General features: G+C 36.3%; 11 protein-coding genes and 5 pseudogenes. 3 read left to right on the plus strand and 13 right to left on the minus strand.

Translation table 11 applies throughout. The annotated features are described in order from the left end of the window. Window positions 1-40: 40 nt before the first annotated feature. Entirely contained in the window at window positions 41-1,060 is a 1,020-nt protein-coding gene (locus G7Y56_RS13600; RefSeq protein ID WP_165044264.1) for a hypothetical protein, read from the minus strand. 280 nt (window positions 1,061-1,340) lie between these two features. Here G7Y56_RS13600 and G7Y56_RS13605 point away from each other — a divergent pair, with 280 nt between their 5' ends. The 3 genes from G7Y56_RS13605 (at window position 1,341) to G7Y56_RS13615 (ending at window position 3,726) form a co-directional block, all read left to right on the plus strand. Next, on the plus strand, window positions 1,341-1,547 hold the full coding sequence (locus G7Y56_RS13605; RefSeq protein ID WP_165044266.1) for a hypothetical protein: 207 nt from the start codon (window positions 1,341-1,343) through the stop codon (window positions 1,545-1,547). 47 nt (window positions 1,548-1,594) lie between these two features. Next, window positions 1,595-3,262 carry a tetratricopeptide repeat protein gene (locus G7Y56_RS13610; protein ID WP_165044268.1) on the plus strand — a complete coding sequence of 556 codons (1,668 nt, stop codon included), beginning with the start codon at window positions 1,595-1,597 and terminating at the stop codon, window positions 3,260-3,262. A gap of 128 nt (window positions 3,263-3,390) precedes the next feature. Further along, window positions 3,391-3,726, plus strand: coding sequence for a hypothetical protein (locus G7Y56_RS13615; RefSeq protein ID WP_165044270.1), 336 nt, complete (start codon window positions 3,391-3,393; stop codon window positions 3,724-3,726). 3 nt (window positions 3,727-3,729) lie between these two features. Here the strand turns inward: G7Y56_RS13615 and G7Y56_RS13620 are convergent, their stop codons facing one another. The 12 genes and pseudogenes from G7Y56_RS13620 to G7Y56_RS18655 all read right to left on the minus strand — a co-directional run. After that, window positions 3,730-5,316 carry a phage terminase large subunit gene (locus G7Y56_RS13620; protein ID WP_165044272.1) on the minus strand — a complete coding sequence of 529 codons (1,587 nt, stop codon included), beginning with the start codon at window positions 5,314-5,316 and terminating at the stop codon, window positions 3,730-3,732. Continuing rightward, window positions 5,316-5,750 (minus strand): DUF5675 family protein, encoded by a 435-nt coding sequence (locus tag G7Y56_RS13625; protein WP_165044273.1) that lies wholly within the window; start codon window positions 5,748-5,750, stop codon window positions 5,316-5,318. Before G7Y56_RS13625 ends, G7Y56_RS13620 begins: the two co-directional genes overlap by 1 nt. Window positions 5,751-5,861: 111 nt before the next feature. Beyond that, a pseudogene (locus G7Y56_RS13630) lies at window positions 5,862-6,464 on the minus strand (RHS repeat domain-containing protein); the annotation flags it as partial. A 1,230-nt stretch (window positions 6,465-7,694) separates the two neighbouring features. Next, window positions 7,695-8,030, minus strand: a pseudogene (locus G7Y56_RS13635) (RHS repeat domain-containing protein); the annotation flags it as partial. Window positions 8,031-8,189: 159 nt separating this feature from the next. Further along, the gene (locus tag G7Y56_RS13640; RefSeq protein WP_165044275.1) at window positions 8,190-8,477 is read right to left on the minus strand and encodes a hypothetical protein; all 288 of its coding nucleotides are present in this window, start codon (window positions 8,475-8,477) and stop codon (window positions 8,190-8,192) included. A 695-nt stretch (window positions 8,478-9,172) separates the two neighbouring features. Then, window positions 9,173-9,493, minus strand: a pseudogene (locus G7Y56_RS18875) (RHS repeat domain-containing protein); the annotation flags it as partial. Window positions 9,494-9,810: 317 nt separating this feature from the next. After that, entirely contained in the window at window positions 9,811-10,416 is a 606-nt protein-coding gene (locus G7Y56_RS18645; protein ID WP_370457695.1) for an alpha/beta hydrolase, read from the minus strand. Window positions 10,417-10,485: 69 nt separating this feature from the next. Further along, window positions 10,486-10,815 (minus strand): annotated as a pseudogene (locus tag G7Y56_RS13650) (RHS repeat domain-containing protein); the annotation flags it as partial. A 158-nt stretch (window positions 10,816-10,973) separates the two neighbouring features. Then, on the minus strand, window positions 10,974-11,456 hold the full coding sequence (locus G7Y56_RS13655; protein WP_165044279.1) for a hypothetical protein: 483 nt from the start codon (window positions 11,454-11,456) through the stop codon (window positions 10,974-10,976). A 724-nt stretch (window positions 11,457-12,180) separates the two neighbouring features. After that, window positions 12,181-12,495: pseudogene (locus G7Y56_RS18650) on the minus strand (RHS repeat domain-containing protein); the annotation flags it as partial. A gap of 173 nt (window positions 12,496-12,668) precedes the next feature. Then, complete coding sequence (locus G7Y56_RS13665) at window positions 12,669-13,127, minus strand: hypothetical protein (RefSeq protein WP_165044281.1); 459 nt, start codon at window positions 13,125-13,127, stop codon at window positions 12,669-12,671. A 23-nt stretch (window positions 13,128-13,150) separates the two neighbouring features. Then, on the minus strand, window positions 13,151-16,833 hold a 3,683-nt coding region (locus G7Y56_RS18655; RefSeq protein ID WP_304487069.1), incomplete at its 5' end, for an RHS repeat-associated core domain-containing protein.

Here is a 16,833-nt window from a genome sequence, read left to right on the forward strand (position 1 = left end):
AGGCCGACCCATATTAACAAACATATTCGAAATAATCCTTTCAGGTCAACCACGGATTTTTATTCGGGTCGTAATCCGTCTGAAAAGTAGCCAATTGCCAATCAGTTACAGGCTTATTATCTTCCGCTAACTTACGGGGAATTTGTGGGTTGAGCTTTAGTTTGGCTGCATCTGATAACCACTTCATCGAATCCTCATAATCACGCATACGAACAACACTCACATTGTTGGGTGCTATCAGCTTTGTAAGTTCATATATCGCCAAACGGACCATATGTTTTTTCAGGTTGTAGCTCCTGTTATCATGCAAGGATAAGTTAATACCAACTTCGGGGATATCGGCATTTACATCTATTTCGGGGAAGTAAACCTTATCATTATATACAACATACTCTTGTGATGAAAGCTCATACCCATTATAACAGGAATCATAATCGGCAATTGCACCCCAATTTAACGATTCCAATGGATTGACATTATTATCAAAACCATCCAGTGACAACAAGGTGTAAAACCCATTTTCAAAACTGACCACATCCCACAGGCTATACTCAATCGGTTGCCATTCAAGACAGACAGCTTTCAACCATCCGTTAACCATAGGTATTCGAATATTAGAAAATTTATATCCGTTCTCTTCGCGACAGATATATAACACACCATTGTAGCAAACAATATCGTCTTTATAATATGTTCCAAACTGAGAATATATAGGCTTAGATTCATGATCTATATTGATATCTATATATTCTTCCCAGTACGATACATCAGTAGGAGCTTTGAATCCGCTAATCGAACGGATTACCTCGAATATTTTATCTTCAAAATAAACATGAACTCCCACAGGATATGTGATTGCCCTGTCATAGTCGGCAATATACTTACCTTTGCTGAGTTCCTGTTCAATTTCGTAGTTCTCGCTCAGGTATTCTACAATACTTATTTCAGCCGATTCCTCAGCCTGAATAAATCGGTCTGTATTACCTCTGGTTAATTGCGAGAGTGCATCACTTGTTATCACTCCCAGATAGTCGATGTCATTTAAAAATCTTCTGTACATATAGTAATCTTATACCAAAGAATAGACAATCTGCTGGGCTTTGGATTTTTAAATATCAAAACAGCCAGAACCCAAGAAGTCCAATTTATAATTCCACTTTTTTTCTGGCAAATAAAATATCACAATTTTGCTGCAAATGGAGGTATATCACATAATATATTTCACATATACAGTTATTTATATTAGAACAGGCAAATCACAATGATGGCTTACTGTTGACTTTGCTTGAATACAGAGGTTTATTGAAATAACTTTACATTATTAAATTAACCTTATTACTATGGCTATGTTATCTCTTCTAAAAAAAAATCAAGTAAAAATACTATTTATTGTATTTATCAGCCTCTTTGCTATCATTACTACATCCTGTTCCGAGAATGATGCTTATTCATTTGAAACAATGGATGATGGTGTAATTCCGGGATCAAAACCAAAAATAGCCGTAGAATCCAAATCCCAAAATAGTGCTGACATAAACGAAAGATAAATAGTTATAGGCTTAACATACTAAACCTAACCCAAAACCATTTATTAATGAAATTGCATATTGCCAGAGCATTACTTCCACTCATATTTTCACTTATACTTATTTCCTGTAACAATAAGGAGAAGTCAGTGAATTTGCTAAAAAAGGCACAGAGTATAGTTGAAAGTAATCCATCACAGGCTTTTATACTGCTTGATTCAATCCGTTCTCCTGAAGAAATGGATACCAATAATTATATGCAATATATTGTAACACGCGTACAAGCAAAGTATAAAACAGATCAGGATATTACTAAAGATACTCTAATATTCACCGCGCAGCAATATTTTGATAAAGGAACTAATCCTGACAAGAAAGCCTTAGCAAATTATTATTCTGCAGCAGTATATGATGAAAAGCACGTATTAGATAAATCACTTATATGTTATCTGTCTGCGGAACGATACGCAAGGCAAGCCGGAAATTATCTGCTTGCAGGTCGCAGTTTACACAGCATCGCTCACACTTACTATGGAGAAGGATTAATGGATAGTACTATTGTTCGTATAGAACAGGCGATGCATTTCTATGATAAAGTAGATGGAGCTGAGTTAAATAAGTTACAGGCAATAACATTACTGGGAGGCGCATTCAAAAATACGAATAAATTAGACAGTGCATATTACTATTTCAATAAAGGATTGGAACTGGCAAATAATCTTAATAATTCAGAATATCAGGCTATTCTGATAAATAATTTAGGTATTATTTATCGAGATGAATGTGATTATGAAACTTCGATTAAATATTTTAAACAGGCACTTGTTCCAAGCTTGCACACAGAGGATTCACTTAGAGTCTACCTTAGCCTATCGACGGTATATAATCTCAGTAACAATCTCGATTCCGCTAATCATTATACTAGCCTGCTAAAAGAACGACTTTCCGAAGTAACAGACTCATACATACCACGAAGTATCTACGGGGCATTGAGTGATTATAATGAAAAGACAGGCAATTACAAAGAAGCTCATTATTACACACAATTACAAAGGGATTTTGAAAGAAAGATCGCTGAAGCTGACCTAGCCAATAAACTCATTCAAGCTGAAAATACATATCAACTAGACTTGAAGGAGAAAGAATTAGAAGCCGTTCAGACCCGTTTTTATCTGCTGCTTATCATTGGTGTATTGCTGGTTTCAATGATAATCTGTATCAGTTATTTCAAGGCTAAGAATTTGCGCCTAAGAAATCAGCAGGAGAAGGAAAAGAACAGGTTATTACAAATACAATACGACCAGAAAGCCAACAGCCTGATTTTTCTTCAAAGTATATATTGCAAAATATCGAACGAGTGGATGGCTATCGATAAAGAAGTTGATATATTGGCTGAAGAATACGGAGCCAAAGAAAAGCCGACGATATATATAAGCATTAAGGAACTGATAGAGAATATCAGACAGATAACCAATAATCAACTGATTGAATGGGCTAAAGAATATCTCATGAACATTCCTAATGGTAAAATTGCTGCATCATACCTTAGCGATTCCGAATTGTTACTGCTAGGACTATATTGTTACCACTTTACAAAAACGGATATCGCCAATATATTGAAAATATCCGTTAATAGAATTCACCCCATAAAACTGACTATTAAACACAAATTCAAAAAAGCAGGATTATCAGATTATCAGATAGAAGAAATTTTATTCTCCAATATCAATAACTAAAACCTTCATATATAACTGCTGTTGATAATGCATTACTGTTACTGCCTACAGATATTTTATTGTTAAGTTAGAATAAAATGGTCAATCAAAAATATATTTCACGTCCAAAATATGCTTACTTTTGATGTATGAATTTGAACTTATATACATTGGCAATAGCAGGTACAATTCTGCTGGGAATCGTACATATTTTATCAACATTTGTTTTTTATCCTGCTTTTGATGAAGCCTCATATTGGTTTATCGGAACCGGCTTAGGAATTATTTTTGCAGGCTTAGCCAATTATATGAATTACCGAATAAATAAACCTTTAACTTACCAATGTGTATTTATTATCAATTCCCTTCTTCTGATATTCGCCCTCTTGCTTTCAGTAAGAATGTTTATTCATATACCTGCGATATTAGTAACCATGTTTTCATTACTGCTCCTGATATGCTGCTTAAAGCAAAAGAAATATTGAACCTTAATAACTGAACCCCTCATGTATAACAGCAGTAGATAACACATTACTGTCACTGCTTCCACTTTTATATTTGTGCCATGTATCTCGAAGATAATAGCATAACAGATAATCAAGACAATCCGATAAGTGGCCGTACTTCTCATATTTAACTCCCGTCTTCGGGTCGGTCACCTTCGCTTTACACTTTGTCCCGTCATTATTCTTCAACTGGTAGATTAAATCTTCTGTCAATTTCCTGCAACGTATATCTATCTGTACCTCCCAACCATTATAACCGGTAAATACCTCATTCACAAAATCACATCTGGTAACCTGTGGCGGTTGCTTTTTCAATAGCTTTAGTTTAGGTCGCAGGACACCATTACCCAGAATATCCAGTATTACCGTATAGTTATTGATACCATCCTCATTGACTGTAGACCGTTGCAAACCCGATGGGTCACCGGTTACATCTACCCCACCGATATGTTTATCTCTGTAAAGTTTATTCTTCATTTTTCGAGACAAGGCCGGAGTATTGTTTTCCTTATTCTCAGGTTTACCCAATATCTCTTCTAAGATATATACCTTCTTGGTTTCATAATCGATCTGTGCGGTCAGTGCCGACATCTGAGGGGCAACGTTAAAGTCCCAAACCGTTATAAGTGGTTTTGAAGGGTCATATATCTGTTCCTTCAATCCAGTGATAAGATGCTTTGCTCCGTCAAACTTATTATAGATCGCCATATCATTTGCTTCCACAAAATCCCAGTTGCCATACAGTAACCTTTCTTTTGTAGCCTGATCACGAATTTTATTCAAAGCGGCTTCGTATGTTTGGCGAAAAGCGATATTCGGGTTATCATAAACAGAGAACGGAACATAAGCTTCACCTTCCCTTGTTACAATTTTTTCCCCGTTTTCATCCTGCACGAATCTGCCACGAACCCAATTGGTTGTAGGGTTGGTCGTCATCAGCATACGTGATGTCTTAAATGTTTCATGGGTTCTCCAGCGAAGACGGGAGAATAGTACCTCGATTGCCTTCTCCGATATCTCGGAACATTCGTCCACTAATGCAATTGTGTATTCCGAAGAACCGAAACGCTCAAAATTCGGATCACTTGGTATATCAGCCATCTCTTTCATTATGATAACTGAGTCATTCCAAAACAAGAGTGTACCTTCCAGATTGTTGATCTTAAAGTTTACATCCTCTTTCAATCCCCAGTCCTTTAATATCGATTTGATGGTATTCCAAGTCGATTCTTTCAATGATTTGAGCGTTTTACGGGCAACAACGGCACGAATGTTATCGAAACGAATACAACTGCTGATAAGCCATACACTACCCAGGTAACTTTTGCCCCCACCGGCAGAACCGCCCCCCAGTATAAGTTGAGGTAGGTTCTGATTCCGGCATTTAACGCACTGTGGTTTATATTGAGGGTTTTGGTTAATATCATATCCAATCAATACCTGTTCGATCCCTCCACCGCATAAAGGACAAAAGTCAGGCTGAAGTAGTTTCCACAACTCGTATTGACGAGGTGACGGTTTAAAATCAATTCGAACAGACTTAGGCGGTTTTAGTTTATTACTCGCCATTACACTATCTCGATTGTTATTTCCTTCTGAGTGCTAAGTATTGTGTTTAATTTATCGGAAGTAATTCTCGATTGCAGCACCTTACCTTTTACGGTATTAAACCCTACAATCAGACAACCTGCACTGTCTTTCTCATTAATGCCTGAATGAATTAATATCCCTATAAAGTGCGGTACATTATGAATGTATGGAAGTACACGTTTGAATCGTGGGCTGTACTCCATTGTTACTTTATAGGTTCCGGCTGGGATAGCGGTTTCAGTGTACACTTTCTCTTTACAGGTACAAACTAAACCTTTGGGTGTGTTGGGACAGATTACAGCAAGATTCCTTACCTTGTCTTCTATAATATTACAGAAGAATACACCATCGATGTATAAGTCGCTTATAGTATATGTTTCTCCTTTGTATTTGCGTTTGAGTAATAGTTTCATCTTTGATATATTTTGTGGTTATATCAAAGAATAGGAAGGAATAAGATTGGATGGTTAATTATAAGATAGGTGATAGAGTATATAAAAGAAAAATAGAGACGATATTAAATCATAACTACTAATATTCGGATACTTCTCCTGCATTGGATCAGTACTTATCCACAAGCTTGTTCTCGGATCATAGTACCTCGCCCCATAATAATACAATCCCGTCTCTTCATCCAACTCCTTGGCATTAAATAAGAAAGGAGTATTCCACTTATTATTACGTTCCTCAATAAACACTTCACCGAACGGCACATACTCAATGTGCTGCACAATTTCACCGTCCAAATTAGTAATTAAAGACGAACTACCCAAATGATCGGAGTGATAATAAAACTGGTACAACTCCGGATTATCATTCTTACCCGGATCAAAAGAACGGGTTGTCGGAGCATCAATACAGCAGAAACCACCGCCATTCACATAATCGTCATTATCCTTACCATAATAAGGCACTTCAAAATAAGCGTAGCGGTCTTTAATCGTTTGCTGGCTTTGTTGGTACTTAGCTTTGTAATCCACCTTAGCACCATCTACTTCCGAACCCGCATATTCTACCCTGCGTGGGTCTTGTCCGTAAGAGTCCAGATCACCCAGTTTACTAACGATACGTTGGCTGCCGATGTAGTTATGTTTAGTATACTGTCCGCCTTTGCTGACTACCAGATAGAAGATCGTCTTTTTTACCGAGAAGGATAGGGTATGCGTTTTCGGTATGGGATTGCAGATGAAATCCGAAAGAGTTTGATCGTATCGTTAAAAAGATTATCAAATAGCAGTTCTTATTTTTCTCAAATGAAAATAGAAGTTATAATATAAACCCTCACCAACTTTATTGTTAGTGAGGGTTTGATTGTTAGGGTTTATTCTGAGGGGAGGGCAAAGCCCCGAGAATGGAATAAAAGATGATATACAAAATATTTCTTCATTTTGTTTTTTTCAAATAAGATAATAATTGAAAAATCAAGGATGCATTCAATAATGCATTCGGTATAAATAAAAATATTGTTGTAAATAGAAAATCATCAAAAAACCAATTGAAGAAACCTAGTGGGAAATTTAAGAAATATTTATAAAGGATAAATGAAATACTTTCCTCTAAACTCATTTCAATATTTGTATTAAATCGATCTTGATAATTCATGATATTTATACTGCAATAAATGAATATCGCAGTATAAATAAATGTAAATAATAATCTTATTTTTGTTTTACTCATGGTCACTCAAATAATCCCCATATTTTGCCAATAATTCTTTTTGTGAGGCTATCTCCATTTTGGATTTTAATTTGACCGCCAGTTGATTTCCCAGTAAAACTTTTACTCATTGCACTAACATTGACATCTTCCATGGTTTCATCAATATTGGCATGAGTAACATACCTACCATAAGGGTTAAGTTTAGTAACATTTAAATTATATACATTAGTTTTCTCTGAGTTTTTTGCTGTATTATCATACCCCCTTGATCCTATTGATGAATTTCGAGTTTGATACTCATTGATATTAGTAATTACATTTTCAGAAATATCTCGATTTACAGTTCCTCCTAATGCAGGACCATCAGCAGCATCAACTGTAACTAATAAGTTGACTGTATAACCTTTCTCGTTTAATTTATGAACTAATTCTACAGCTGCATCTCCACCATAGCTATAACCATAGATAACAATGTTATCACCTTCTGTATGATTTGTTTCGATGAATGCCATAGCCAGATCAACGGCACCATTAACAGTATATAAAGATGATTGATAAACAGCTCCTTTAACGATTATTCCCGCTTCCTTTGCATTATCAACAACAGATCCAATAATCTTTGTAGTAGTGTCATCTGTATCTCCAGAAGAGTCTCTTGCTTGAGTCTTCGTAAATCCTCCTGTAAATCCTATAACAATAGGATCTTTTCCATCGGGATCAACAATCTTCACAGGATTCAGAACACAGTACGCATACGAACTAATATTCGGATACTTCTCCTGCAACGGGTCAGTACTTATCCACACACTTGTTCTCGGATCATAGTACCTTGCTCCGTAATAATACAATCCCGTCTCCTCATCCAACTCCTTGGCATTAAATAAGAACGGCGTGTTCCACTTATTATTACGTTCCTCAATAAATACCTCACCAAACGGCACATACTCAATATGATGAACAATTTCACCGTCCAAATTAGTAATTAAAGACGAACTACCCAAATGATCCGAGTGATAATAAAACTGGTACAATTCCTAATTGTCATTCTTTGAAGGATCGAAAGTACTCGTAGATACAATAACACCCAGTAATCATCAAATTACTGGGTGTTATATCTTATACTTGCAAAGTGTACTTTTGCTGTGAGCTAGAACTTAGTCAGTAGAGTACGTTCAACGAAAGAAATTACTATCTTATCCATTTAATATCTCTACGATAGATCCTTCTCCTATAGGTTCATTCCCTTCTCCAAAAGTAAAGTGACTGTTCACGCCAAAGTGTTTCCCTAGATAATCTCTACTTAAAAATAAAACTTCCACAATACCTTCATCTCCGGGATAAAACTTCTTTGATTCTATGATTTCAATAGAACCTGATGTGTTAACGTCTTTTTCAAAAGAGAAAAGAGGCCTATAACCATTAGAGAATGGAACTTTTCGCCCTTCTTTATATAATTTAATATACGCTTTAACTTTAATCATATTTCATGTTGTTATTTAACTATTGGTGAATAATTTAAAGGGGTTACTTTTAGACGATATAATTGATCACTTGATATTGAAATAGCATTCATACCATCTGCACCAAATTTAGTGCTTTTATTCATTATATCAATAGGTACTTCTACTTGAATAATAGTTGTAGGAAGTTTATCAAAATGAAAATTATTTTTTCCGAATTTAGCAGCTTCCTCTAAAGTAGGAGCAAATAATTTCCCTGTATCATATCCTGTTTCTACAGTTCTAAGACCATATTTAGCGATGTCATCTAACTCCGCTTTGGATACAGCTCTGTAGATGATTATTACTTTCCCCCCTTTGCTGATAACTTTCCCAATTGGAATAATTCCGGCTATTTCTATGCCAACATCACCTAATGTTACAGTTTTACCTCTATAAGCTTTATATGCTACTTCACCAAATGGGACAAACATTAACATCGTTTCATTTGCACTATCAATAGTCTCTAATGTCGCTTTTCTTCTTTCCTTTCCTTCTTCATGAGTTTTTCTACTAGCCTCCAAAGTTTCACGACTAGAAGCATTTACATTTTCAGGGTTAACTTGGTCTGGATGTAATCCTATCATTCGTAAGAAATCATCTTTCGCTTTACCAAGAACTCCTTTAAAATCTAAATCTCTTTTTGGAGATTTATCACCATTGCTTGCTTCGCCTTCCATCCCCGTAGGATCAATAAATTTAATAGGATTCTGGAAAGTATACGCATACGTACTAATATTCGGATACTTCTCCTGCAACGGATCAGTACTTATCCATACAGATGTTCTCGGATCGTAGTATCTCGCCCCATAATAATACAATCCCGTCTCTTCATCCAACTCCTTGGCATTAAACAAGAACGGAGTATTCCACTTATTATTACGTTCCTCAATAAACACCTCACCGAACGGCACATACTCTATATGCTGCACAATTTCACCGTCCAAATTAGTAATTAAAGACGAACTACCCAAATGATCGGAGTGATAATAAAACTCCCTCCAAACTATTAATGAATGAAGGGAGTTATATTGCCACAATTACAATATTTTAGCTTAGTTCATATATATAACCATATAAAAAATAATAGCATACAATTAGACCGACCAAACTTAATATTAAAAGAACAATTTTTACTCTTTTGTTTTCGGATATGAATATAAAAAAAGTAAGAATACTTTGTATTACTAGAATAATAACATATATAACAGAGAGTACTATATCTGCAAAGAAATTTCCTCTAGGAATATTATTTACTAATATAATAGGTAAGACATTAATGAGTATTACTAATATAGATACTATTTTTATTCTACTATTCAACACCATTATTCTTGAGCTTTTGACCAACAGATTCTATTTTCTTATCCGCTTCACTGCCAGGACGAGCTAAGTCAAAATGAGGTGCATTATCTCCATCTCCAATAATAGGAGCTGATTGTATTCCTCCTTTTAAAAACTCTATTTGACTCTTGGGATTGCTTAAAAGATCGCCCTCTATATCATGGCGTATAATTTTACCTATTTTGCCGTCTTCCACTAAGCCTTGTAGTGTTTTCATTAAAGGACTGTCATCCGAAGTTGGACTACCGATCAATACTAAATTATCAACTTTATGCCCTAACTCTGTGAGACCGATTGCCAAATGTGCTTGTAATACCGCCCCATAGCTATAGCCTACCAAGTTTAGCTGCTCTCCATCTTGTAGAGGGTTAGCCTTTAGATTCTCTGAGATACCTTTTAAAGCATTCTTATACTGAGTATCTTGCTTAGCATATGTCTGCCAAGATGTAGACGACCATTGCCCTCCGGTTCTATGAGTATATGAATCACTATTTCTATACATATGGCTAAAGTTTACATCACCAACTTTACCATGACTGGCATTAACTCTCCTAAAATCTTTTAACCCGAGTCCCATCCAAATTTTCCCAAATCGATTGATATAATTCCATCCGTCAGAATCATTTGCTGCACCACCTACAAAATAAATACGTTTTCCATCGGGATCAATATACTTCACCGGATTATTAGCTACATACACATAACTGCTAATATTCGGATACTTCTCCTGCAATGGGTCGGTAGATAACCAAATAGAAGTGCGTGGGTCGTAGTACCTTGCTCCGTAATAATACAATCCCGTCTCCTCATCCAACTCCTTGGCATTAAACAAGAACGGCGTATTCCACTTATTATTACGTTCCTCAATAAACACCTCACCGAACGGCACATACTCGATATGCTGCACAATTTCACCGTCCAAATTAGTAATTAAAGACGAACTACCCAAATGATCCGAGTGATAATAAAACTGATATAGTTTAGGATTATCATTACTCCCTAATTTAATACATGAAGATCAATATTTTAGATTTTAAAATGTGTATTAGGATTCTGAGAATATAAAAAAATAGAGACGATTTTTATATCGCCTCTATCTGTCACATTTATTATCAAATAGTTAATGCAAAAATATTAATCTGAAACATTACTCAAATAACCATTTTCTTTTAAACAGTTTATTAAATCATTTATAAACTCTTCCTTATTAAAGTCTTTTAATTTCTTACATAAGTAACTTAAATCAGATAATGTCTCTAGGATATATGTTCCCAAAATGATGTTACTTTCCTTCTCTGATTCTGATATAAACCTGTTATAGTCATCTTCAGAAAATCTAAATTCACATTCATAAGTCTTGTTTATTTCATATGTTTTATCTTTGAAAATAGGATCTCTCAAGGCTTTGTGATATATATATTTAGGTCGTCTCGGATTATACCATTTTTCATAGCCTGGCACTCTTTTTACTATAATAACACCAATCAATATTTGTTCAAGATCATTTTCATATTTTTTATCTTGAAAATAATCTTGTAATAAATGATTCATGTTAGATAGAAGTTTACTCCTAAAAGAACTTTCAGTATCTAAATTAATTGTTAAATTTACTTTCATACTATCTAAATATTTTATTACCTGCAGGTAAATTTCCATTTTGCAGAAAATAGTTATAGATTTTTGCTTTTTCTACAATCTTTATAGCTCTTTGATTTCCCCAAAATTCATCAACTCTTTTCAATGACATAGTATTAAGATATGTTTGGGTATATCTGTGTTCAGGATTAGTAGATTCTCCAAATTTCCATACATCCCCAACACTTAAGTTTACTGTCCCTCCTCTAACACTAGGATAAACTCCTGCGACAGTAGCTCTTAAAGAATATTGTACACCGGCTGGTCCAGGGTTAGGACGTGTTCTTATTTTTTCTATCTCATAAGTCGCTTTTAAAACTATTGCGGTAACTGCAGCTGCAGTAAAAACCACAGGAATTGCAGGATCATCCCCGACTCCAGCAACTGTTACATCATCAGCTAATAAAACTCCACACATCATCAAGCCGGCAGTCATTGTTGATCCAGAATAATCAACAGGTTGACTAAGTTGTGTATTTTTAGGTCCTACATCTTTTGTAAGTTGTACCTCGTTATTTAGTTTATAAAACCCATATTGTCCTAATTCAACTTTTCCTGATTCTGTATTATACGCAGTTCCAACAGGCATAAAAGTTGCATTTTTTCCATAATATTTTGTTGCCGCCTTTTGATCAACTACTCTACTATCATATACAACATTATTACCTTTTGTAAGTACCCAGCCTTGTTCGGGATTCTCCCCTTCCATTCCTGTCGGGTCGATGTACTTTACAGGGTTTTGGAAACAATACGCATAACTACTAATATTCGGATACTTCTCTTGTAGTGGGTCAGTACTTATCCAGATGCTAGTGCGTGGGTCGTAGTATCTTGCCCCATAATAATATAACCCCGTTTCCTCATCCAACTCCTTGGCATTAAATAAGAACGGCGTATTCCACTTATTATTACGTTCCTCAATAAATACCTCACCGAACGGCACATACTCGATATGCTGCACAATTTCCCCGTCCAAATTAGTAATTAAAGACGAACTACCCAAATGATCAATGTGACAATAAACGGGTTACAACTCACAATTATTTATCACCTAATTTGATACATGAAGATTAATATTGTGGACGTTAAAACTGTATGTTTAAATTTGAAAATATATAAAAAATAGAGGTGATTTTTATGCCACCTCTATTTTTTAATAATCACACTTATTATCAGGCAGTTAACATATAGCCTTTAAACGGGTACATCACCAGAATTTAAGACCTTAATGATTTCTTGAGTAGCTATAAGCTCTACCCCCTTTAGATAATTAAAGTGTACTACTTTATCGTCTATTATGGTTAATCCTTTTTTTACATCTAAGCACTCATATGGATAAATAATTAACTGCCCAGATTCTATTCTGACTAAACAACTTTTCGATTTTTTATAAAGAGACGAAAAATTCTTCTCTTGAAGATTTGCCAGTTGTTCTTTTTGCCATTTAGAAAACTTTTCTCGTGTTTCTGGCATCTTAACACCTGTTTTACTGTTCTCTAAACAATTAATTATTTTGTCTTTGAGTATCTCATCACTAATTGCTAAAGGTAAAATGTAAACTGGAGTATCAGAAATAAAAAGCCCTGTATCTGTTTCCGATTCTGTTACTATTTTATATTCTTTATCTGTTCGATATATTACACAAGATTTCATTATTATTCAATTATAAAATAAATTTAATTAACTACTCTTACATTCATTTGTATTCCGTTATTAGCGGCATGTTGAATAGCCTTATTAATCTGTTTAACTTGAGCCGAGGTTGCTCCTTTAGGAATACCAACTTCTAAGACCTTATTCTTTATTAAATTAGTCGTGTTTACTCCTCCGAAGTTGGCACCTTGAAATTTAGCTAAATCATCAATATAGCCTGCTAGTTTATTATAAACTGCATTCCCTTTTAAATAAGTCTTTGCACCCAAATCGATTGTTTTTATACTTGTCGCAACTCCATTATAAAAAGCATCAATAACAGGATAATTACTAACTTTAAAGGCTCCCTTTAGATTGAGCATTGTCTCATAAATGAAACCTCTTTGTAAAGGTGCAATTTTCCATAAGGAATTACCAGCTTGTTTTAATAATGTCCCAGCTACACCAAAAACTTTTCCGACAACATATCCTGTTACTGCAAATTCTGTTGCAAACATCATAAAATCTTCATTTGAAGCATCCTCAGTAGTATATTGTTTCATACCATGTGATGTAGCATTCGGATTGAAATAATGTTCTAGGACACAAAATAAACTTCTCGTATTCTTATGATAATAAACATTATCAAGCTTTACAATTTCGAAATAATCATGATCTCTTGTAGAAGGACTTACATTACCAACATAGTCACCAAATACTTCGTCTCCTTCAATGTAATACCCTCTAAAGTTCATATAGTATGCAGGAACTCCATCCATACCATTCGGATCAATAAACCGAATAGGATTTAGGAATACATAAGCATAAGCCGATATGTGAGGATGTTTCTCTTTTAAAGGGTCTGCCGATATCCAGATACTCGTCCTCGGATCATAATACCTTGCCCCATAATAATACAATCCCGTCTCTTCATCCAACTCTTTGGCATTAAACAAGAACGGCGTATTCCACTTATTGTTACGTTCTTCGATAAACACCTCACCGAAAGGCACATATTCAATATGCTGCACAATTTCCCCGTCCAAATTAGTAATTAATGATGAACTTCCCAAATGATCCGAGTGATAATAAAACTGATACAACTCCGGATTATCATTTTTAGAAGGATCAAAAGAACGGGTTGTCGGAGCATCATTACAGCAGAAACCACCGCCATTCACATAATCGTCATTATCCTTTCCATAATACGGCACTTCAAAATAAGCGTAACGGTCTTTAATCGTTTGTTGGCTTTGTTTGTACTTGGTCTTGTAATCCACTTTAGCACCATCCACCTCCGAACCTGCATACTCTAACCTGCGTGGATCTTGTCCGTAAGAGTCCAGATCACCTAATTTACTAACGATACGCTGACTACCGATATAAATATGCTTAGTGTACTGTCCGCCTTTGCTGACTACCAGATACGGATTGATATAAGCCGTAAAGTTAGCAGTTTCTGTACGTCCACCGCTGAACACATCATTTACATAAATACCTTCGTCATCGCCACTGGTTTTGATTACTCTTTCTCCACTGGCATCATACCAGTAACCACTAATAAACCCATTATCGTTAACAGCCTGTAAACGGTTCTCTTCGTCCCAAAGCAGTTTGCGTTCGTTGGCTTTTTCATTCGCCTGTCCGTCCTGTTTTTCTCTGGCTGTATTTACATATACCAGATTGCCATTTGCATCATACTCATAGGCATGGTCTTTGGTAATCTTATCCTTAGCGGCATCACCTTCGGTACGGTAATTCTCATCTTTCAGATTAGCAATCTGATGAGGTTTTTCACTGCTGTAAGCATAAGACAAATCATAACCTGCTTTAAGGATACCATCAAACTGGATGCCCTGTTGCTGCATATGCTGTTTCTTAGCGGTGATGTTGTGCAGGTTGTCATAGGCCATTTCCAGTGTATAGGAAGCTGTTTTAGTTCCTGTTCCCTGATAAGTACCTGTCGCACTTTGCAGACGATACAAACCGTCATAATTATAGGTATGGTTCATTTGCCCTCCCATGCCTGTTACGGGTGCAGGTGCGGTGTTGATCACGCTCAATACGTTATCTACCTTGTCATAAGAATAGGCGTTGTTCATAATCTGCTTGCGGGTATCTTTACCCGAAATTACCATCAGATTAGACAATCTTCTTCTTTGTGCATCGTAGCTATAGTTGGTTTCTGCTCCATTACAGTATTTCATGTAGGTGCGTTGCTCGAATTTGTCATAGCCCAATTTGTTCACATAGTTGTAAGAATAAGCTTTTTCCCCTTTCATGCTTTCTAGCAATCCGGCGGTATTGTAGCTATAACCTATCTTCTCACCGTCGGGATAGATCATTTCTTCGATACGGTTCCATGAGTCGTATTTCCATTGGGTAACGTAGGACGCAATCGCCTGATTAGGAATGATCACCGTTCTTTTTACCTTGGTCATTTCACCCAGTCTGCCGTAGAAGAACTCCTGTGCTCCGGTGGCATCTTCCTGTAACATCAATCGTCCCACACGGTTGTGTGAAGCGTTTTTGTTACCATAACTGTACTTCACATTGTTTTCGGGATGATTCGGATAGTTAACCGATAACAGACGGCTATACTCGTAATCATACGTAATAAACTTAGCTTCTTCTTCCAGATTGGCGGTTTGCTTGCTTAACAGGTTACTTGCATTATCGTACTTCAGGTTTGTTACTCCCGATGCAGGGTGTATTACCTGTGTCCTTCTTCCTGCCATATCGTAAGCGGATACCGTTTCGTTGTTACCGTTATCGATGGCTTTCAATAATTGGTTGATCGGGTCGAACTCAAAACGGGTGGTTATCGTTCCGTCAGGTCCTGACAATTGCTCTGTTTTAATAGTTAAGCCCGAACCGTTGGTAAATGTCGATTGTTTGCCTCCCATAGCATCGGTAACGGTTGTTACCAGTGTACGGCTGCTGTTGTCTTTGGTATAAGCCATCAATGATTCACTGTTATCGGGAAGGATTGTTTTTACAGCCCTGTCCATAATGTCATATTCCGATTTGGTCGGAGTAACGGCATCGAATGCAGGATTGAACACTGTCTTATTTCCCATATTTTCAGATACAGGATAGAATGCTTCCCTGGCACGTCCGAACGGGTCGAACTTGGCACGTCCGCTAACGATCATTACTTTCTTATCCACCGGATTGGTTCCGTTGGTTGTTTCGGTAATCACACCGTCTTTTTTCACTTGTATGGCTCTACCGAAACCGTCTGTGAATGTTACCGTTTCGAGGTCGTCTGTCGGGTTCTGCGGATCGTAATGTTTGGTTAGGGCATAGGCAGGCGATTTAATACCTGTTGCATCCTTTACAATCTGCGGATGATATTCGAACTTAATAGTATAAGGCAGTCCCAATACCTGTTCATTAGGTCCTGTGATTGTTTCTACACGTCCAAACCGGTCGATAGTTGTTTCCAAAGTATAGCCGTTCATATCACGGGTTGTCAATGGAATACCGAAACGGTAGTCGTAGTTTTCCATTTCCGAGCGATAGCCGAAAGCATCTTCCACCCGTTCCACATACATAGTATAATCACGGTCATACAAGTATTTATAGAACATACGCTGCCCTTTGCTGTTTGCAGGAAGTGTTTTGCGAGTAATATTACCGTATTTGTCATACGTAATATCGATCTCTGCTTTATTGCCTCCTTCATCCAGTGTTTGGGTTACTTTAGTCAGGTGGTTGGCATAGG

The sequence above is a fragment of the Dysgonomonas sp. ZJ709 genome (genome assembly GCF_011039195.1).
In the GTDB taxonomy this organism is placed as follows: domain Bacteria; phylum Bacteroidota; class Bacteroidia; order Bacteroidales; family Dysgonomonadaceae; genus Dysgonomonas.